The sequence below is a fragment of the Olavius algarvensis spirochete endosymbiont genome (genome assembly GCA_900608495.1).
Lineage (GTDB): Bacteria > Spirochaetota > Spirochaetia > DSM-2461 > DSM-2461 > UBA2779.
Map to the genome: position 1 here is coordinate 1 of UWYT01000198.1, position 636 is coordinate 636.

General features: G+C 48.4%; 1 protein-coding gene. It reads left to right on the top strand.

Annotated elements, in window-relative coordinates:
• Positions 1–282 precede the first annotated feature (282 nt).
• Positions 283–636, top strand: a 354-nt coding sequence (locus S1OALGB6SA_RS06180) for a hypothetical protein (RefSeq protein ID WP_148084035.1), incomplete at its 3' end; no start/stop codon positions are given.

The following is a 636-nucleotide window of genomic DNA, read 5'->3' on the forward strand; positions in this document are numbered from 1 at the left end:
CTATTCGAGTATTAACCCCCATCCCTTCTCCCCTCGAACCTGCACCCAAAAAGCCAGGTTTCTCTTCTAAGGAGAGAAGATTTATTCTCTTAATTCTCCATGCTTCACATGAGAACATTCCAAACTTCCACGGAGTTTTTGTTGTTCCCCCAAGTGCGGCGCCAGAGGTGAAATTCAGGCACGCAAATGCATCAACCGATCACCTGAAAATCTCGCAAGCTTGCCAGAACTCCCTGATGACGCAGAAGATGGGAAAGAAATATTCCCAGAACCAGAAGCAAGTTGCAAAGCTCTTGCTCTGGAAGGCTTCCAAATCCTGGCTCAGGCTCAAGGGGCGGAGATTCAGACACGGATGACTCGCCTTCCAACGGCAACGGGAATGCGGGAGATGAAACGCAGGAACAACCCGACTCAAAGACCACGGAAAGTTGGAGAGTCTATGATGAGGATAAGGGACTCGATGGACTCGGATACGATCCTCCCAATCCTAATACGAGGATGGAGGGTAACGATTGGCTTGAGGCAAGTAAAGAGCTTAAGGAGCTGGAGGTTTCCATAAAACCATTTCCCGTTGATGAAGCAACAGGCGACCCCTATTTTGATTATTCCAATGAGCCTTTTACTAGCAGTGATGGT